At 69.4% G+C, this 18,739-nt stretch carries 16 protein-coding genes; 6 read left to right on the plus strand and 10 right to left on the minus strand.

The genetic code is table 11. The features are described from left to right. Nucleotides 1-225: 225 nt before the first annotated feature. From RVX_RS04880 to RVX_RS04895, 4 genes are all read right to left on the minus strand, one after another. Entirely contained in the window at nt 226-2,967 is a 2,742-nt protein-coding gene (locus RVX_RS04880) for a methyl-accepting chemotaxis protein (RefSeq protein ID WP_116304963.1), read from the minus strand. Between the two features lie 433 nt (nt 2,968-3,400). Beyond that, nucleotides 3,401-4,537: a glycosyltransferase family 4 protein gene (locus RVX_RS04885; RefSeq protein ID WP_172596521.1), complete on the minus strand. Its 1,137-nt coding sequence runs from the start codon at nt 4,535-4,537 to the stop codon at nt 3,401-3,403. A 202-nt stretch (nt 4,538-4,739) separates the two neighbouring features. Continuing rightward, nucleotides 4,740-6,734, minus strand: a complete 1,995-nt coding sequence (htpG, locus tag RVX_RS04890) for a molecular chaperone HtpG (RefSeq protein ID WP_116304965.1) — start codon at nt 6,732-6,734, stop codon at nt 4,740-4,742. A 312-nt stretch (nt 6,735-7,046) separates the two neighbouring features. Beyond that, the gene (locus RVX_RS04895; protein ID WP_116304966.1) at nt 7,047-7,493 is read right to left on the minus strand and encodes a hypothetical protein; all 447 of its coding nucleotides are present in this window, start codon (nt 7,491-7,493) and stop codon (nt 7,047-7,049) included. A gap of 168 nt (nt 7,494-7,661) precedes the next feature. Between RVX_RS04895 and RVX_RS04900 the strand changes: the two genes are divergently transcribed. Then, entirely contained in the window at nt 7,662-8,078 is a 417-nt protein-coding gene (locus RVX_RS04900) for a PaaI family thioesterase (protein ID WP_116304967.1), read from the plus strand. Between the two features lie 284 nt (nt 8,079-8,362). Here RVX_RS04900 and RVX_RS04905 read toward each other — a convergent pair whose 3' ends face one another. The 4 genes from RVX_RS04905 to RVX_RS04920 all read right to left on the minus strand — a co-directional run bounded on the left by RVX_RS04905 (nt 8,363) and on the right by RVX_RS04920 (nt 11,213). Beyond that, nucleotides 8,363-9,160, minus strand: a complete 798-nt coding sequence (locus tag RVX_RS04905) for a hypothetical protein (protein WP_172596522.1) — start codon at nt 9,158-9,160, stop codon at nt 8,363-8,365. Nucleotides 9,161-9,221: 61 nt separating this feature from the next. Further along, nucleotides 9,222-10,073: a hypothetical protein gene (locus RVX_RS04910; protein WP_116304968.1), complete on the minus strand. Its 852-nt coding sequence runs from the start codon at nt 10,071-10,073 to the stop codon at nt 9,222-9,224. A 304-nt stretch (nt 10,074-10,377) separates the two neighbouring features. After that, nucleotides 10,378-10,698: a DsrE family protein gene (locus RVX_RS04915; protein WP_230404386.1), complete on the minus strand. Its 321-nt coding sequence runs from the start codon at nt 10,696-10,698 to the stop codon at nt 10,378-10,380. A 206-nt stretch (nt 10,699-10,904) separates the two neighbouring features. Then, entirely contained in the window at nt 10,905-11,213 is a 309-nt protein-coding gene (locus RVX_RS04920; protein ID WP_116304969.1) for a TIGR03905 family TSCPD domain-containing protein, read from the minus strand. A 372-nt stretch (nt 11,214-11,585) separates the two neighbouring features. Between RVX_RS04920 and RVX_RS04925 the strand changes: the two genes are divergently transcribed. After that, entirely contained in the window at nt 11,586-12,812 is a 1,227-nt protein-coding gene (locus tag RVX_RS04925) for a sodium:calcium antiporter (RefSeq protein WP_116304970.1), read from the plus strand. Between the two features lie 99 nt (nt 12,813-12,911). Continuing rightward, nucleotides 12,912-13,697 (plus strand): DUF3298 and DUF4163 domain-containing protein, encoded by a 786-nt coding sequence (locus tag RVX_RS04930; protein WP_116304971.1) that lies wholly within the window; start codon nt 12,912-12,914, stop codon nt 13,695-13,697. A gap of 198 nt (nt 13,698-13,895) precedes the next feature. Here the strand turns inward: RVX_RS04930 and RVX_RS04935 are convergent, their stop codons facing one another. Further along, nucleotides 13,896-14,522, minus strand: coding sequence for a hypothetical protein (locus RVX_RS04935; RefSeq protein ID WP_116304972.1), 627 nt, complete (start codon nt 14,520-14,522; stop codon nt 13,896-13,898). Further along, a complete protein-coding gene (locus RVX_RS04940; RefSeq protein ID WP_116304973.1) occupies nt 14,515-16,260 on the minus strand; it encodes a hypothetical protein in 1,746 nt (581 codons plus the stop codon). Before RVX_RS04940 ends, RVX_RS04935 begins: the two co-directional genes overlap by 8 nt. A gap of 583 nt (nt 16,261-16,843) precedes the next feature. Between RVX_RS04940 and RVX_RS04945 the strand changes: the two genes are divergently transcribed. The 3 genes from RVX_RS04945 (at nt 16,844) to RVX_RS04955 (ending at nt 18,632) form a co-directional block, all read left to right on the plus strand. Then, on the plus strand, nt 16,844-17,242 hold the full coding sequence (locus RVX_RS04945) for a PA2779 family protein (RefSeq protein WP_172596523.1): 399 nt from the start codon (nt 16,844-16,846) through the stop codon (nt 17,240-17,242). Between the two features lie 143 nt (nt 17,243-17,385). Then, nucleotides 17,386-18,009: a C39 family peptidase gene (locus tag RVX_RS04950; protein WP_230404387.1), complete on the plus strand. Its 624-nt coding sequence runs from the start codon at nt 17,386-17,388 to the stop codon at nt 18,007-18,009. 53 nt (nt 18,010-18,062) lie between these two features. Then, on the plus strand, nt 18,063-18,632 hold the full coding sequence (locus RVX_RS04955) for a tetratricopeptide repeat protein (RefSeq protein ID WP_230404388.1): 570 nt from the start codon (nt 18,063-18,065) through the stop codon (nt 18,630-18,632). Nucleotides 18,633-18,739: the final 107 nt, after the last annotated feature.

Genomic DNA, 18,739 nt, shown 5'->3' on the forward strand with positions numbered 1-18,739 from the left:
CAGCCTCCTGCTTTCTGCTTGCGCCCGGCACCCTCGAATCACGCAGGGCAGGACGCCATTCCTGAACATGACAGCCCCCGCGAAGTGGTTCTTCGCGGGGGCTGTTGTTTTGCGTGTTGATAATCAATTGAAAGTTTTAGGGGGAGGGGGTGCGGGGGAGGAGACCCTTTTCCAAAAGGGTCCCTCCCCCGCGAAAAGGGCTTTCAAATTCTTTGCGACTTCTTTCTATCCCTCGCGCAGGGCGGAGATGAGTCGCTGCAACTCCTCAGCCTGGGCGGCAAGGCCGGAAATGGCCGTTTCGGCCCGTTCCATGCCCTCGGCCGTGCGCGCGGCCACCTGGTTCACCTCGCCCACGGCGCGGCCCACCTGCTCGCTGGCGGCGGACTGCTGCTCGGCGGCGGTGGCGATGGAGCCTACCCGGTCCGCCGTGCCGGTGACGATGGTCACGATGCGGTCCAGGGTGTCGCCCGATTCACGGGCCAGCCCCACGGATTCGCGCACCGCCTCGCCCGCCTGGCGGGCTCCGTCGATGGACCGCGCGGCCCCTTCCTGAATGGCGCGAATGGCCCCGCCTACCTCGTGGGTGGCCTGCATGGTCTTTTCGGCCAGCTTGCGCACCTCGTCGGCGACGACGGCAAAGCCGCGCCCGGCGTCTCCGGCGCGGGCCGCCTCGATGGCGGCGTTCAGCGCCAGCAGGTTGGTCTGGTCGGCGATGTCGCTGATGACGCCAAGCACGTTGCCCACCGCGTCGGTGCGCTGGCCAAGGTCGCCCATGAAGGATTCCAGCGCTTCGGTCTGCGCGCGGATGGCGGTGATGGCGCCCACCAGCCGGGTGACCGACCCGGCCCCCTCGGCGGCGCGGGTGCGTGCCTCGGCCGCGCTTTCGGCGGCTTCGGCCGCATTGCGGGCCACGTCGGTGGAGGCGGCGTTCATCTCGTCCATGGCGGCGGCGGTTTCGGTGGCGCGGGCCGACTGCATGCGCGCCCCGCCCGCCGCGTCCTCCACCTGGGCGGCCAGCACCCCTGCGGATGCCGCCACCTCGCGGGCAATGCCCACGGCCTGCGCGGCCACGGCGGCGATCTTCTCGTTCTTGGCGCGGATGTCCGCCTCTTGCCGCCGGATGGTGGTCAGGTCGAAATACAGGGTGAAGGCCCCTGTCTGGTTGCCGTCCAGATCGAACACGGGGTTGGCGTTGACCTGCAGGATGTGCTCGCCGCCATCACCGGCAACGGTCATCTCGCCTTCCACGCGGGCGCGGTTTTCCAGCGCCTCGTCCGAGCGGGTGCGCCGGCTGGCGTCGCCGAAGAAGAATTCGCCCACCCGCTGGCCGTGGTAGTCTGCGGGCCTGCCGGGCTTGCCCGCAAGGTCGAGCAGTATCTGTCCCACGAAGGTGATGCGCCCCGCGTTGTCCAGGGTCATGCACGGGAAGGTGCCCGAAATGGAGTCCAGAATACCCTGCGCGAAACCCAGGCGGTCCTTCAGTCGGGTCACCATGTTGCGGATGGAGCCGCGCAGGGCGTCCAGTTCCGCCGGAAAGCTGCCGTCGATGGCGGCGTTGAAGTCTCCCCCGGCCACGGCCTCCGCGTAGCTGCCCAGACGGTCGATGGGGGTCATGATGCGCGCCACGATGCGGAAGGCAACGGCGCAGGCGGCGGCCAGGAACACGCCCAGCGCCACCACGGCGGCCCCGGCCATGCGGGTGCCGGTGGCGCTGGTCATGCGCTCCACCTCGGCGCTGGCGGCCAGGGCCTCGGCCGATTCCATCTGGGCCACCAGCGCCCAGCGGGCGCCCAGCACCTGCACCGGCTGCCACGCGGCCAGCACTGCGCGGCCGCGCGAATCGGTGGTCAGGGCCTGGCCGGTGTTGCCTTCCAGCGCGGCGCGCACGGCGTCGGTGCCCACCTTGTCGCGCAGCACGTCCAGTTCGTCGGGCGAGGTACGCAGCGAGGTGCGCAGCAGACCGTCCGGCCCCGCCAGATAGGTTTCGCCGGTCTTGCCAAGGCCGAACGCCTCGAACCGGCCGCCGGACAGCATCAGACCGTTCAGTTTGGCCACGGGCAGGCTGAAGGCCAGGACGGCCACGTACTTGCCCCCTTTGCCGCCATCGAACACCGGCGCGGCCACGAAGGCGCGCGGCGCGTTGCCCGCCGGTTCGTAGGGGGCGAAGTCGGCGTGGGCCACCTCGCCCGCGCGGCCCGCCTTGCCCGCCGCGTCCGCCAGGCGGAACACGGCGGCGAGCCCGGTCTTGGAGAAGGGACCGTCGGTGACGCGTTGGGCGAAATCGGGGTTCTTGCGCACCGAATAAAGCACCCGTCCGCTTTCCGGGGCCAGCAACAGCACGTCGGCATAGCCGAACCGCTCGGCGAAGTCGCGGAAGGCCGGGTGGAATTTCAGGTGGTTGTCCACGTAGCCGCAGATGAGCTCGGCGGGCTCGTCCAGCTTCTGGCGTTCGCCGGGCGCGGCCGGATTGCGGCGGATGTAGTGCTCCCACAGCAGTTGGGCGTTGGGGTCGGCGGGCACGTAGTCTGCCGCAGGGCGCGGCGTGTAGCCGGGCGCGACCGCGCCGTACCGGGCGAAGGCGTTCCATTTCAGGAAGGCCGGGCCAGCCACGGTCTCGGCCAGGGCCGGGCGCAGGGCGGCCAGCGCCTCCGGCGGGGTTTCCGATTCATGGCGCACCAGGTCCACGTCGTAGGCAAAGGCGAGGCTGGCGTCGATGGCGGTGCGGTCGCTGGCGTACACCGCTAGCTGGTCGGCCACCAGTTCCATCAGGTCGGCCACCTGGGCCGACTTCACGCCGCGCAGGGTGGCCAGCTGGCCTTGGGCGCGCTCTTGCATGGCGGCGGCGCTGGTGCGCCCCACCTCGTGCATGCCGCCCGCGCCCACCCACCACAGGGTGGCCGCGATGCCGAAGCCGCTGGCCGCCAATACAGAAAGAAACCCCAGAAGCAACTGCCGTTTGAGGGTCATGACCGCACCTTGATCCCTTGTGGTCCCTGGACGCTGCACAGTGAACATGTTCCGGATGCGGGCATGGTGACCCTTGTCCGGCGACCGCGCGCGGGTCCCCATCGATCCGGCGCGGTGCGGGCGCGGGACCGGCGGGTTGCGGCCCTCACGCCACGTACGCCCGGCGATACGGGCGTACGGAGCGGGCGGCGCGGTGTGTTCGTCCTGAAGTCCGGGGTGCCGCCCACGGGAGCATCGTTCACATTTTTGGAGGTGGTGTCAAAGCGGGAAAGGGGTGCCGCTATGCGAATATTGTAAAATGCGGACAGGCGGGGAGGACGAAAAACGGGAAGATGGCGGAGTTGACGGGGGTGGGGCTTCTTTCTGGAAGGCGTGGAGGCGTGTCCGAGTGCGGCGGATGGGCGAAGCGCGCTTCGCGGCAGGTGGTGCTCGGTTATGCCGTGGAGAGCGTGCCGTGCATGAAGTCGAGGATGCGCCGGGCGCGGGCCTGCCAGGTGAATCCTGCGGCAAGGGCGACGTTGGAGGCGCGCATGGCGGCCATGCGGCCGGGGGCGTCCGGCCCGTTGGTGAGGGCCAGCACTGCCTCGGCCAGATGGCTGCCGTCCGGACCGGAGGCGGTGACGTGGTGCACCCCTTCGCGCATGCCCTCGGCCAGGCGGGTGCGCGGCGAAACCGCCAGCGGCAGGCCAAGGCCCAGAGCTTCGTAGATCTTGATCTGCGAAAAGTATTCGCCGCCGGGCGGCGCGGGGATGACGGCCACGTCCGCGCCGCGCAAGGCAGAGGCGACCTGCGTGGGGGCAACCCGGCCCGCGAGGATGACCCGTTGCTCCCAGCCGGGCACGGCTTCCAGCCTGCGGCGGAAGTCGTCGGGGTCGGGCCAGGCCACGCCGCCCACCAGCAGCAGCCGGTAACGTTCGGGCAGGCGGGCCAGCATGTCGAAAAGCTGGGCCACGCCCTTTTCGGGGGTCAGCGAGCCGAAGTGGCACAGGGTGATGGGGGCATCTCGGCCCGCCGGCGCGGCATCGCCTGCGAGATGCGCGAAAATGCGCGGGTTGAAGCCGGAGGGGGCCACCACGCCCGGTCCGGCATAGCCGAACCGCTCTCGTGCCCAGATCTGCAACGCCTCGTCGATGAAGATCACGCCCGTCGCTTCGGCCAGTATCCGGCGGGTGAGTTCCTCGTGCCGTTGCTGATGCATTTCGAAGAACACGGGAGCCCGTCCGCCCGTCAGTTGGCGCAGCCGCAGCAGCAGGGCGGCGGGCTTGGCCTCGCGGGCCAGCAATGCGGTGCCCGTCGTGCGCACGGCGTGCAGCAGCCGCCAGTGAAACACCGCGTCATACAGGGTGGGTCCATGGAAGGGGATGGCGCGCACCCGCAGGGCGGAGGGCAGGTCCACGGCATAGTCATCCGCAAGATGCGCCGCCAGAGCCCGTGTGTCGCCGCCGCGCAGGGCCGGGTATATCTCCGTTTCCACGCCGCAGGCGGCGAAGGCGGAGGCCATGTTCACGGCCTGGATGTGATTGGCGGCGGTCTGGGGAAAGCGCAGCTTCTTGGCGATGACGAGGCGCATGGGGATGTGGGGGTTGGGGTGCGCGGCGCATTGGCCGGGGAAATGTGGTGCGGTGATTTCACGCGGCGGGGGGAAAGTCAATGTGCCGGAGGAAGGGAAGGACGCCGGGGGGCGCGCGCATGCGCCAAGCGCCCCGCGAACGAAAACGGGCGAGGGGCTTCGCCCCCCGCCCGCAGGATGGTGCATGTTCCGCCGTTGCGGCCTACAGCTTCTTGACTTCCGCGTACCAGCCGCCCGCCTGTTCCAGCAGGCCGTACAGGCGGCCCACCAGCGCGTGCGGGTCGGCCAGGTAGCCTTCCAGCAGCAGGCTGGCCTCGAACAGCTGCAGGGTGGCGCTTTCCACCATGGGGTCGGCCGGGTCGGCCTTGTGGATGCGCAGCAGGTTGCGCAGGATGGGGTGGTCGCGGTTCACTTCCAGCACCTTTTTCGGGATGGTCTCGTCGCGCTGCATGACTTTCAGCAGCTTTTCCATGGACGAGGTGACCGAGCCATCGGGGCTGACCAGGCAGGCCGGGCTGTCGGACAGGCGGTGCGACACGCGCACCTCGGTCACCTTGTCGCCCAGCAGTTCCTTCATGCGGGCCAGTAGCGCGTCGAAGGCGGGAGAGTCGGATTCCGCCAGCGGTTCCGGTTCCTTGCGCTCCTCCACGGTGGGGAAGGCGTCCAGCGTGGCAGCGTCGGCGTGCTCCACGGCCTTCAGGGCGAAGTCCTTGTAGCTGCCCAGCGCGTCCATGACGAATTCGTCGATGGGCTCGTACAGGAACAGCACCTCCAGCCCCTTCTTGCGGAAGATTTCCAGGTGCGGGTTCAGCCGCGCGGCCTCGCGGTTGGGCGCGGAGATGTACCAGATGTCCTTTTGGCCTTCGCGCGCGCGGCCGATGTAGTCGTCCAGCGACGAAAGCCCCTTGGCATCGTCATGGTGCGAGGTGTTGCAGCGCAGCAGGCCCGCGAACTTTTCGCGGTTGGCCCAGTCGGTGTGGCCCAGCTTGAAGACCTTGCCGTGCCCGCGCCAGAATTCGGCGTACCTGTCCGCGTCGGACGCGGACAGCTTTTCCAGGTGGCCGAGCACCTGCTTCGTCACCGTCTGGCCGATCTTGCGGATGACCACGTTCTCCTGCAGCGTTTCGCGCGAGATGTTCAGGGGCAGGTCTTCCGTGTCCACCACGCCCTTCACGAAGCTGAGGTATTCCGGCAGCAGGTCCTTGTTCTCGCGCTGGATGAGCACCCGGCGCACGTACAGGTCGAGGCCCCAGCGGTCGCGGCCCATGCCGAACAGCTCCTGCCCGCGCGGCGGCACGAACATGAGCGCGGTGAACTGCACCGGCGCATCCACGGAAACGTGGATGGTCTCCAGCGGGGCACCGCTGTCGAAGGTGAGGTACTTGTAAAAGTCCTCGTACTGTTGCGGGGTGACCGAGAACTTCGGTTCGCGCCACAGGGCCGGGGTGGTGTTTACCCGTTCGCCCTCCACCATGATGGGGAAGGGCAGGAAGTTGGAATGGGTGCGCACGATGGCTTCCAGGCGGTGGCGTTCCAGGAATTCCGCCGCGTCTTCCTTGATGTGCGCCTCGATGACCGTGCCGCGCGCCGGGGCGTGGGCATCACCCTCGGCCTCGACCTCGGCCACGCTGAACGAGCCGGAACCATCCGATTCCCAGACGTGGGCGATAGCGCCGGGCTGGCACGAGCGCGAGGTGACGCGCACCTTGTCCGCCACCATGAACACCGAATAGAAGCCCACGCCGAAGCGGCCAATGATGGACGCGGCGTCGGTGGGCGCGCCCGGCGCGGAGGGGGATGCGGCCTCGCCCTCGGCGGCTTCTACGGTGTCGGAACCCTCGGCTTTGGCCCCGTTGTTCAGGCCGTGCTCGGTCATGAACCGTTCCGAACCGGAACGGGCGATGGTGCCCAGGTTGTCGATGAGTTCCTGCCGGGTCATGCCCACGCCCGTGTCGGCGATGCGCAGGATGCGGGCGTCCTTGTCCACGGTGATGGTGATGTCCAGCGGCAGGTCGGGCGCGGTCACGGCATCGCCCCGGCTCTGGAAGAAGCGCAGCTTGTCCAGGGCGTCGGAAGCGTTGGAGACCAGTTCGCGCAGGAAAATCTCGCGGTTGGTGTACAGCGAGTGGGTGATGATGTGCAGCAGTTTCTGCACCTCGGTGCGGAATTCATGGGTCTCGTGCGCGGCGGCTGTCATCGTCTCCTCCTGTGAAGTCGTGGTCTGGTGAGCGAAAGGGCGCGCCCGGCGTGTCTGGCGCGGCTGGGCGGCCCGAATCTTGTACAATCGTTCCGTGCCGTTGCGGCAGGAAATTCCCATGTGCAGATAGTGCCGGTGCGGCGCGTGTCAAGACGGCGGGGCGATGACGGGCGGGCGGTGGATGCCGGGGGTGCAAAGCGCCACGGGCCGTTCGCACGACAGCGGGCGGCCCGTGGCGGAAAAGGCGGAGGGGAAGAAAGCGGAGGGACGCGCGGGGGCGGCCGGACATTCCCGCCGGGGTGGGCTGCCGGGCTACGTTGCCGGGGTGTCCAGCTTGAAGCGCACCCGCAGCACGCCGTTCTCGACATCGTGCGAGATGATCCGGAACGCGCCCACTTCCGATGTGTTGCCCACGTGTGCGCCGCTGCACGGGCAGGCGTCGAACTCGCCCACGCGCACGATGCGCAGGGTGTCGCCCGCGTCGTCCGGCAGGCGGCCCAGGTCGAAGCGGCTGGCGGCCTCGGCGCGGTCCATGTCCACGGCGGTGACCGGAAGGTTGCCGGACAGCACGCGGTTCACCTCCGCCTCCACGGCGCGGGCGTCCGCATCGTCGAAGGGGCGGTCGAAGCTGTAGTCGCACTTGGATTTCTTGGGGTTGATATGGGCGCTGAAGCAGCGCCCGCACCCGTAGCGGGCCACCATCACGCCGTTCAGGACGTGTTCGGCGGTGTGCATGCGGGGGGCTTCGTCCTTGCTCATGAGTGTCTCCGTGGGTGTGGCGTCTGGCTGGCGTTGGCGCGGGTGGCTTTCGGGCCGGGCTTGGAGTAGGTGTGTGTCGTGCTCCCCGTGGCGGCAGTAAATGCTCTCGCGTCGTGGCATTCCACATGAACCGGCCGGTGCGCCGGGCGAAGATACAGGAGAGGTTGCATGGATTTCACGGCGCTGGCCGACCTGGTGGAAAACGGGCTGCCGTTCCAGAAGCTGCTGGGCATCAGGGTGGCGGAGATGGAGGCGGGCCGGGTGAAGCTGTTCATTCCGTTCCGCGAGGAACTCATCGGCGATGCGCGGCGTCCCGCCCTGCACGGCGGGGTGATTTCGTCGCTGGCCGACGTGTGCGCGGGGTTCGCGGTGTGGACCAAATGCCGCATCGACGACCGCATCGCCACCATCGACCTGGTCATCGACTATCTGCGTCCGGCTTCCGCCAGCGACCTGTATGCCGAGGCCACGGTGAAGCTGCTGGGCAACCGGGTGGGCAACGCGCAGGTGGTCATCTGGTCCGCCGACCGGCCGGACAGGCATGTGGCCGAGGGGCGGGGGGTGTACAACATCAGACGGGGCTGACTGCGGTTTGAGCTGAAGCTGGCACTGCGACGGGCAGCTTGCGGGGCACGCGGACAGCCTGTCGGAAAAATCCGCCTTTTGCCGCCGGGCTGCGTTGGATCGACACTTTTGATGCTCACGTACAAAAGTACGTTGCGCTCAAAAGTGTCGATCCGCCTTGTCCGGCGGGCAAAACTCGTAATTTCTCCGCATCCTGTCCGCACCAGCCACCCGCGCCGGGAGACCGGCGCGGGGCATAAGGAAAGAGATATAATCCTGCGGGAGGCTGCCGGGCAGGGCGTCGTCTACTTCGACAGCGACTGTTCCTGCACGCGGGGGCCGGCCGCGCCGGGTGCGCCCGCCGGGGCGGGGGTGTTGGGCGGCAGCACGATCTGCTGGCCCGGCTGCGATTCCACGAAGTTGGCCGGGGCCTTGTCGGTGCTGCGGTCGGGGTCGAAGCCCAGCGCCTTGGTGCGCGCCTTGCCCACCAGCACGGTGCATTCGTTGTTGGCGCAGTCGCGGATGGCCAGCAGGGTGGGCTTCAGCACGCCCTCGGGCCCCACGTTTTCCACCGCCAGGTAGTATTCGCGCGGCCCGTTGCCGAACAGCGGGGTCACCGTGCAGGTCACCAGCCAGTCGTTTACGCCGTCGCCGTTCCAGTCGGTGATGGCCGTGAGCGACACGGAAATCACGTCCATGCCCTGGCCCAGGGCAAACCCCACCTTGCCGATGCGCACGTTGGCATCCGCGGTCGCGCCGTCCGCGAAGGTTTCACCCGCAAGGCCGTTGCGCGCCTCCGCCGAACGAAACCGCGTGGACAGGCGGCGGTACAGTTCCTCGCCGTACGAGGCGGGGCGGTAGTCGCGGTTGTCGCGGATGGCCGCCTCCATGTAGTTGCCCTCGGCGTCCAGGATGTTGCGGCGCACCATCTCGTCGCGCAGGTAGATGGCGTAGTTGCGGAACACGTCGGGCCGCACCACCTCCACGGGTTGCAGCGCGCAGCCGGAGACCAGGGCCACGGCCAGCAGCAGGAGAAGGACGAGGACGGCGCGGCCGCGCGCGGGGGCGCGGCGCAGGGCGGTGTGGGGGCGGGTGCGGTGCATGGCGGGTGGTGCCCGGCGGGCGGTTTGGGGTGTCGGGCGCGGCGTGCGCCACGGATTCCGATTATTTTTTCAGGATGGCCCTGATGGTGGCTTCGTCGGCGGCCTTGCGCGCGGCCTCCTGCGAGGCGGGCAGCACCTGTTCGCGCAGCAGCTTGTCCAGAAAGGCGCGCGCCTCCTCGCCGGTGCGGGTGACCGGCGCGCCGATGCCCCGGTACTCGTCCAGCGAGAGCAGCCGGGCCTGCAACAGGCCCTTGGGCGCGGGGTCTTCCACCACCAGCCAGTAGCCCAGGTAGAAGCCCTCGTCGTGCGGGGTCTTCTGGGTAAGCAGCACCAGCCAGTCGCGCACGCCGTTGCCGTTCCAGTCCATGGTGGCGAAGACCACCAGCGAGTTCATGAGGTCCGGCGAGGAAACGTGCAGCGAGGTGCGGTCCAGCGCGTTGACCGTCCACTGCTTGGGCGAGGCGAAGGTGCGCCGCGAATCGTCGGTGAAGCCCAGCAGCAGCGAGGGAAACGAACGCAGGTTCAGGCGCAGGGCCAGTTCCAGCCCGCAGGATTCCGGCTGGTAGTCCTGCGGGACGAGATCGCCGGAAGGTTCGGCCCGGCCGTCGGGCAGCACGACGAGGCCCGCGCGTTGCGCGGCGTCGGGGTGGCGCTGGGCGAAGGATGTCAGCAGAAAGCGGTCCAGCACCCGCACGGGCGTGGCGCCGGGGTAGATGCGTTCGGGCTGCGGGCTGGGATAGTCCTTGGCGCCGTCGTCGGTGATGCGCGGGGCGCAGGCGGTCAGCAGCAGCGCGGCGGCCAGCAGGACGGGCAGGCCCCGCAGCAGGGCCGGGGCGCGGAAACGGCGCGGCAAGGCGGCCGTTGCGGGCCGCCGGGTGGGCGGGGCTGGCCGGGCCGTGGAATGGACGGGCATGGAATCCTCCGGATGGGGCCGCTCCGGGCGGCCGCACCCGCGTCTTATGACCGGCCCGTGCGGCTGTCAACGGGCATGTGCGGAGCGCGCGGGGCGTGCCCCGGCGGCGGTCCCGACTGCCCGTGCGTGTGTCCGCATGCCTGGACACACCTGCCGCATGGGGCACGGCAGGAAAATCTGGGCGCATCCTCCTGACTGGCGGTCTCGACGGCCCGTGCGGCACGCAGCGTTGCCCCCGCGTGCCACCGCCGGGGTGGCGGGCACGCGGGGGCGGCCGAGAAAGACGGGCGGGCGGCCCGCCGCATCAGAAGTTCAGCACCCTGTCCGCCTTCAGCAACTCGTCGTACAGGAACTGCTGGTTGCCCCGGGCCACCATGTCGTCCGCATCCACGCCGTGGATGTCCTGGCACTTGCCTCAGGCGGCCAGCACGCCCTCGCTGAGGGTGAACAGGCGGGCCTGCTCGCGGATGGGGAACGATGGGCCGTCGCCGGTTGCGTAGGCTGCCGCCGGGCCGTTGAGGAAGATGGTCACTTCCTCGCCCTTTTCGAGCAGGAAGTTGCCGAAGCGAAAGGTGTTCCAGCGGATTTCCGGGTCCGCGCTGGAAAGGACGATCAGTATTTGCATCGCAAATGCTCCGCCTGATTATTGATAGATGAAATCTATCATAGGTGGCGTCATGCACGGATGCAAGCCGATGGATGTGCTGTTCCGGGAATGGGGGGGGGACGCAACCACGGCGGGGAGGGCCGCGCCGTGAACGCATCCGTCGCCTAGGGCCGACAGGCGGGAAAGGCGGTGACGGGACGATGCAGCATTGCCCCGTGGTCTGCCTAGCCGAAGGGGTTCAGCGGCTTCAGGCCGAAGCCCACGGCATGCGCCGGGGCGGCCAGGGGGCGGCCGTCCTGCAGGCTGGCCAGGGCCTTGGCCAACTGGTCGGGACAGGACGTGGGCTTGTTGCCGCAAGTGATGCCGGACATCTTGTCGATGGCGTCCTGCACGGGCATGCCGTCGAGCAGGCGGCCGAGGGCTTCGAGGCTGCCGGGGCAGCCCCCGGCAAAGCGCACGTCGTGCAGCGCGCCCTCGCGCACGTCGAACTGGATCTGCTTGCTGCAAACGCCGCTGGGAACATGAACATGCATGGCGAAACTCCGTGGGCGCGGCCCGCTGGGGGCGTTGCGCCGGTATGCCGTTGGCCGGATTGCCGGTATGGTCCGGTGGGGTGTGGGGCCAGACATAGGCCCGGCGAACCGCGCTGTAAAGGGGGCGACCCTACGCCACCGCGCGGCGTCTTGACGGGGGAACGGGCGCTGTGTATGTGAACAGGCAGCAAGGGGAGTAGCCAGCAAGGGCAACGTCAACAGCATGGCGCACGCGCCTGGCGTTGCCGTTGGGACGGACCCGCAAACCGGACCAATTGGCGAGACCTTCACGGCAGGAATGCCGGAGGTCTCGCCTTTTCTTTTTGGCCTCTGGCGATTTGTGAATTCTCAAATGGTATCGAGAGGTTGACTGTGAGACACGCGTTCCGCGACTGGTACCCCTTCCTGCTGGCCGTGCTGGCCACGCTGCCGGGCCTTGCCATGCGCGCCCTGCACCCCGAGATCAGCCCCCTGGTCATGGCGGGCCTTACCGGCGGGGCCATCCTGGCCGCATCGTTCATGCTGATGTGGGCCTGCGAGGTGGCGCAACTGGACATTCCCCAGACCCTGGCCCTGGCGGTGGTGGCGCTCATCGCCGTGCTGCCGGAATACGCCGTGGACATGTACTTCACCTGGATGGCCGGGCAGCACCCCGAAAGCGAATATTCGCACTACGCCATCGCCAACATGACCGGGGCCAACCGCCTGCTCATCGGGGTTGGCTGGAGCGCCATCGTGCTGGTGTGCTGGATGCGCTTTCGCAGCGCGGTGGTGGTGGAGGCCGAGCGCCGCACCGACCTGGTGTTCCTGGCCATGGCCACCGCGTATGCGTTCATCATCCCCATCAAGGGTTCGCTGGCGTGGTACGACGGCGTGGCTCTGGTTTCCATGTACGCGTGGTACATCTGGATCGTTTCGCGCAGGCCCTGCACCGAGTTCGAGGCCGAAGGCCCGGCAGAGGTGCTGGCCAGGCTGCCCAAGGGTCACCGGCGCATCGCCACCCTGTCGCTGTTCCTGTTCGCCGCCGTGGTCATCCTGGCCGACGCGGAACTGTTCAGCGAAAGCCTGGTGGCTTCGGGCAAGGTGCTGGGCATCAACGAATTCCTGCTGGTGCAGTGGCTTGCGCCCATCGCCTCGGAAGCGCCCGAGTTCATCGTGTCGCTGATGTTCGCCATGCGCGGCCACGCCAGCATCGCCCTGGGCAGCCTGATCTCGTCCAAGCTGAACCAGTGGACGCTGCTGGTGGGCATGATTCCCGGCGTGTACGCGGCGTCTTCCGGTTCGATGCACCCGCCCATTCCCATGGATTCTCATCAGTTGAACGAAATACTGCTGACGGCGGCGCAGTCGCTGTTCGCCATCTGCCTGCTGCTGCGCATGCGCATCGGCATGAAGGGGGCGGCGCTGCTGTTCGTGCTGTTCCTGGCCCAGTTCGTCTCGCCGTTCATCCAGGCGCCGGTGGAGGCGGCCATGGGCCTGCCCCACGTGCCCGACAGGCTGCATGTGTGGTTCAGCCTGGTGTACGTGGTGCTGGCGGGCGGCTTGCTGCTGCTGCGCCCGCGCACCCTGCTGGACCTGCGCTACGGCTTTCGCGTGTAACGTGCGCGCCGGGTGACGGCGCGCATGCGGACATGACGTGACCCCTTCGCGGCCCGTCGCGCCCTTGGCGCGGCGGGCCGCCCGTGCTAGGAAGCAGGCATGAATGACGGCAAATGGTTTACTGCGGCATGGTGGCCGCACGGCGTGGCGGTACGCGTGCTGGCGGCGGTGGCGATTGTCGCGGCGGTGCTCTGCGCCACGCCCGTACGGGCGGCAGAGCCCGGCGCGCCCCGCGACGACGAGGCCTCCATCACCCTGCGCGAGGACGATTTCGACATCGACGTGCGCTACCCCCGATTCGGCCAGCCCGCCGTGGACGACGACCTGGCCCGCTGGGCCGCGCACATCGTGGCCGCGTTCCGGCAGGGACTGGCCGAGCCCGAGCCCCAGCCGGTTGTCGGCGCGCCAGACCCCAACGCGCATCGCTTCGTCAACGAACTGAAGGTGACCTACGAGGTCTCGCGGGCCTCGGCCAAGGCGGACCGGGGGGCCACGGTCTCCTTCAGCATCTGGACCTACACCGGCGGGGCGCACGGCAACCTGGACATCATCACCCTGAGTTACGACATGGCCTCGGGCGCGCGCCTGTCGTTCGAGGACATCTTCGCCGATACCGAAGGCGCGCTGGCCCTGTTGTCCTCCCACTGTTACGAGGCGCTGGCCGAGACGCTGGGGCCCGACCGGGTGGAGGACATGCTGCGCGGCGGCACCAGCCCCGACGCGGACAACTACGCCAGCCTCGCGCTGACGCCGGAAGGCGTGCGGGTGTATTTTCCGCCGTATCAGGTGGCCCCATGGTCGTCCGGGCCGCAGCAGGTGGACGTGCCGCTGGCGGCACTGCTGGACGCCGGGCCGAGACTGGAGCTGTGGGGCGTTTCCCGCTAGGCGGGAAGAAGAAACACTGCCGAAGGGCCGGAACGCAGCGCGCGTTCCGGCCCTTTTCACGTGTGGCTCGCGTTGTGTTGGCCGGGAGAATTCCACGGTCGGGCGGGCAGGGGCAGGGTGGCCCGGAACCGGATGTGTCAGGGCCAGAGGTGTTCGGGCCGCCGGGCAGGTCAGTGGAGACCGGTGATGTCGGGCAGGTCAGTGGAGATCGGGGATGTCGGGCAGGTCGGGCAGGTCGGGCAGGTCGGGCCGGGTGCACAGGGTGAGCACCGCGTCGCAGACCCTGCGGCCCGCCGGGCGCGCCAACACCGCCCCGCCGGGGATCACCGCCGCGCGGCGAAAGCCCAGGCGCGCAACGAAATCCAGTGCATGGCGGTAAGGCGCGGGGGTAAGACCCACCAGGGTGTCCAGCAAGTAGGGGGGCAGGTGCCCGGATGCCGGGGCGGCAGGCGCGGTGAGCAGGAAGCGCACCACCATGCGGCCGATCTCTGCGGCGCGGGGCAGCCCGGCCCGCAGCACGCAAAAATGGATGCGCGCCGCGCGCCCGGTGAAGCCGTCCAGCCAGCACAGGGCCAGCGGCGTTTCCGCCGCCTGTACCAGGTAGCACCAGGCCCGTTGCGGGGCCAGCAGCCCGCGCAGGTCGGCGGCGCTCTGCACGCCGCCGTCGTGGAACACCACCGGGGCCAGCCCGTCATCGCACAGGGTGCTCCATACCCGGTCCAGTTCGGCGTCGGTCACCGCAGCCGGGTGGGACGGATGGCGCGAGCGCAGCACCAGCGGGGGCAGGGGCGGCGATGCCGGATACGGGAGGGCGGGGCTAGCCATACAGGGGGTACTCCATGTTTCCGGTGGCGCCGGTGGTGCCCGCGCCGTGGCGCGGGGCATCCGGTCCCGCCGGGTCCGGCCCGTCGTCCAGCGCCGGGAACTCCGCGCCAAGGTCCGGGTCCAGGATGCGGGCCAGACAGTCCAGCATGTCGTCATGCCGCGAAACGGGAAAGGCCAGATACTCCTCGTCCACGAACTCGCGGGCCAGGTCGCGTCGTTTGCCCTCGGCATCCATGAACGGCAGGTGATGGGGCAGCAGCATGCGGCCCTGCTCGAATTCCGGAACCAGCCTGCGGATGCGGTCCTTCTTGGGCATGGGGCCGCCCAGGGGGGTGATGTCGAAGCGGTAGTTGCGGCGTTCCTGCTCGGCGCGCACGTGTTCGATGTCCGCCTGCATGCCGTATTTTTCGTAGCCCGTGGCCAGCGGTCGCCAGGCCCGGTGCAGCCGGAACAGCGCGGCTGCCCGGCCGGTCAGGTTCAGGCGGTCGCGCACGCCGTCCAGCAGGTAGCGGTTGCCGTCCGGGGCCAGGGCCACCACCAGCATCACCGTGTAGTCGCTGGACTTCTTGCGTTCGCCCGCCGGGTCCACCAGCAGGTAGCGGTTGCAGTGCAGCCAGCGTTCGAGCGGGGATGCTGCGCGGGAGCCACCCCCGGCGATGGCCCCTGGCAGGCCTGATGTGCCAGACATGCCGGACATCCCAGGCAGACCGGGCGCGGAGAGCGCGTAGCGGCGCAGCCATTCGGCGCGGAAGCCTTGCGCCGTGTCGGCGGCGGGGTTCAGCAGCATCTGGCAGCCGAACACGTAAGGGCCCATCTGGCGGCGCTTTTCGGCCAGCGCCGCCGGGGAAAGCAGCACCGGGGTGCCCTCGGGCGCGCCGCCCCGCGTGGCGGGGTGGATGCGCGGCACGGCGGCCCCGCGCTCGATGATGACGCGCCAGGTGTCGTTGAAGTGGTAGCGCGTGCCGATGTAGCGGCGGCGGCCCGCGCCGCGCCCGGCGGAGGGCGCGCGGTCGGGTGTGTTGTCCCTGTTTCCGCCAGCCGCCGGGCCGTCGCTTTCGTCCGCCGGGCTCCCCTCCGCGCCGCTGGCTCCCAGGTTGAGCGAGAGCGCCCAGCATTCCGTGACCTTGGCGATCATTTCCGGGGTGGTCACCGATTCGCGGGTGACCACGTCGTCGTAGACCAGCAGGCGGAAGTGCTTGCCCGTGGGCTGGCCGTCCACCAGCCCCCACGCCTCGACGGTGGCCTCCTTGGGGTTGCCCCGGCGGCGCACCACGATGCCCTTGTCCAGCGACCAGACCGGGGCCTGCCGCCGGGGCGCGGCCCACAGCACATCGGGGTACAGGCGCTTGAGCAGGTCGTTGCGCTCGAACTCGTGCTTGATCTGGCCCAGGAAGTCCTTGGCCACCGGACGCGAGTGGGAAAAGATGCCCACGGTGATTTCCGGGTCGTTCAGGATGTCGCGCACGGTCTGGCCAAAGGTGATGATGGTGGATTTGTAGTGTTCGCGTGCCCACAGGTCGAGGTGGCCGTCGGGCGCGGCCTGCACCTCGCGGCAGCGCTCGAACAGCCAGTCGCGGTCCATGTCGGCGCGGCCCATGAGCCGGGTGAGCAGGTAGAACAGGTCGCGGCGGCCCAGTTCCGCCTGCACGGCGGCAAGGGCGTCCGGGCCGCGCCGGGCGGCGTCGGCCGCGAGGTCCGCGTACAGCGCGGCGGCTTCGCGCCGGGTGGTGGCCGTCATGGGGACTCCGGTGGTTGGAAGGTTGATCGCGGTGCGAAACGCGCGCCACCCTACACCGGGAATACGGGGGCGATGCGGCCGCACGGGGGGCGCGGCGGGGTGGCAGGGGCGTCCGAAGGGGGTGCGGGCGCGGCGTGCGTCACGCGGAACCGGGGAACGCAGGCATGGGAGGGGGGCGATGGGGGGGGGGCAGGGCGACAGGGGAACAGGGCGGCGCTTTCGCCATGCGCCCCCGTCCGGAGAGGGGGGCTGTGCGCGGCCGCACGCAGTGGGGCGGCCCGCGCGTGTCGCGTCAGAAGGGGCGCACGCGTTTTTTCAGGCTGCCCGCACAGGATCTTTCGGGCAGGCTGCCCGCGTCCAGCCTGCCCGCGCGTGCACTTTTCCATCCCCCACCAAGGGCCATGCCGCGCCGGAATCGGGTTTCGGTTGTCTTGTCGCAACCGCCATGTCTTGTAATCGCCATGCAAGTCTGCTAGGCAAGTCTAGAAAATTTCACGAGTGCCGTGCGCGCGCGGCGCACGCCGGGCCCGGCGCACAGCGTTCGCCGGGACGACGGCGACGACCCCCCAAGAAGGAGGAACACATGTACATGCTTCTGAACTGGCGCGCCCTGCGCCACATCGCCATGGTCATGGTGGCCGTCATGGGCCTGCTCAGCTTCGTGCCCCGTGTGGAGGCCGCCTTTGTTCCCAACGCGGGCATCGTGGCTGGCGAACAGCGCACCGGTGACCTGGGCACCGTGCAGAAGGCCCTGGAAAACAAGATGGTTTCCGAACGCCTGCAAGCCCTTGGCTACTCCTCGGCCGAAGTGGAACAGCGCCTGTCCATGCTGTCCGACGCCGAACTGCACGACCTGGCCAAGAAGATCGACAACCTGACCCACGGCGGCGACGGCTTCGGCTTCGTCATCGCCATCCTGGTGGTCATCCTGCTGGTGGTGCTGATCCTGCACTTCGCCGACCGCCGCGTGGTGGTCCAGTAACTTCCCGGCCATGCTTGCCCCTGCCGCGCCGGGCCGTGCCCTGTCCTGACTGGGCCGGTCCGGCGCGCGGGGGTGTCTTTTCCGCCATGCTCATGCCGCATCCGTCTTCGCGCCGGGCGGGCCGCACGGCCTCCCCGGTTCCCATGTCCCGCCCGCCCCGCCTGCCCCGCCTGCTCCATCCGGCCGGGCAGCCCGCCCTGCGGGGGCAGGCCCCGCGCGTGCTGCTTGCCCTGCTGTTCGCCGTGGCCCTGGCGGTCACGGGCTGCGTGCGCGGCCCCGGCACCCTCGCGCCGGACCCCACCCGTCCGGCAGCCGAACGCATCATCCCCGACGTGCCCTTCTTCGCGCAGGAACAGTACCAGTGCGGCCCCGCCTCGCTGGCCGGGGTGCTGCGCCACCTTGGGCTGGACGGTTCGCAGGCCACGCCCGAGGGCATCGCCGAAACCATTTTCCGCCCCGGCATGCACGGCACCCTTTCGCTGGACCTTGCCCTGTACCCGCGCACGCTGGGCCTTGCCAGCCGCTGGTACGACGGCTCGGTGGCCGACCTGATGGCCGCCGTGGATTCCGGCCAGCCGCGCATCGTCATGGTGGACCACGGCTACGGGCTGGTGAGCTCCTACCATTTCATGGTGGTGGTGGGCTACGCGCCCGACGCGGTCATCGTGAACTCCGACCGTACCCCCCTGCAACGGCTGCCGTGGGCGTCGTTTCTGCGCACGTGGGACCGTACCGACCGCTGGACGCTGGAGGTCCGGCGGCAGTGACGGGACCCCGCGCCAACGCCCGCCCTTTAGCCAGAACCGTCACGGGAGGCCCCATGCCGAACGCCATGCCGTCCGCTTCCGCCCCGATTTCCGTTCCCGTTTCTGCCCCGGCCGCTGCCCGCGTTTCGGCTTCGGCCCCTTCCCGCCTGGCGGCCTGTCGCCGTTCCGCGCGCATCGCGTGGAGCGGAGCGCTGCTGTGCCTGCTGCTGGCCGGGTGCGCCCTGCCGCGCATCGGCGTCTACGCGGACCCCTTGTCCGGCCAGGAACACCTGGACCTCGGCAAGGCCTACGAGGAAAAGGGCGAGCTGGACCTGGCCCGGCGCGAATACGCCGAGGCCGTGCGCGACGACGTACCCCAGGCGCATCTGTTCCTGGCCAACGTGCTGTTCCAGAAGGGTGAACTGGAAGAGGCCGAGCGCCACTACCGCAGCGCGGTGCGCCTGCTGCCCGAGGCGGAATCCGCCCCGGCGCGCAACAATCTGGCCTGGCTGCTGCTGACGCGCGGCGGGCAACTGGACGAGGCCGAGCGCCTGGCCGAAGAAGCCGTGCGCCTGGCCGACGACGCCCACCGCTCCAGCTACGAGGACACCTTGCGCCAGATCAGGGCCGCGCGGAACAAGTAGCGCGCGCGGCCCCCCCTACGGCCGCCCATTCGCCGTCGCGGGCGGCCGCGTTCGTCGACCATCCTTCGTTCGATCCATCCGGGTGACTCGCCGCCCTCGGCAGGAAA

This window comes from Nitratidesulfovibrio sp. HK-II (genome assembly GCF_003402415.2).
Taxonomy (GTDB): domain Bacteria; phylum Desulfobacterota; class Desulfovibrionia; order Desulfovibrionales; family Desulfovibrionaceae; genus Cupidesulfovibrio.